The sequence below is a fragment of the Pseudomonas sp. NY11955 genome (assembly GCF_048068035.1).
GTDB lineage: Bacteria > Pseudomonadota > Gammaproteobacteria > Pseudomonadales > Pseudomonadaceae > Aquipseudomonas.
The window spans coordinates 1-230 of record NZ_JBLUPS010000081.1 but is presented as its reverse complement, the minus strand read 5'-3'; the positions used below and the strand labels follow the sequence as shown (position 1 = coordinate 230).

Annotated in this window: 1 protein-coding gene; it reads right to left on the bottom strand. The window is 65.7% G+C overall.

What is annotated here, in order from left to right:
* Positions 1 to 48: 48 nt before the first annotated feature.
* On the bottom strand, positions 49 to 230 hold a 182-nt coding region (locus ACNFBR_RS29355), incomplete at its 5' end, for a hypothetical protein (protein ID WP_416737890.1).

Here is a 230-nt window from a genome sequence, read left to right as displayed (position 1 = left end):
GTGAGATCGAGCGCCGCCCGCGCGGCGCATCGCGAGCGAAGCTCGCTCCTACGTTTGTTTCGGGCCAGTAACGCCTGCGCCAACGCGCGCGACCGCCTTGTTTGTACGACGCGATATCCAGCCATGCGCCAAGGCGTTCGCGCGCAAATCCCACAGGCATGATTGGCCCGAAACAAATGTAGGAGCGAGCTTCGCTCGCGATGCGCCGCGCGGGCGGCGCTCGATCTCAC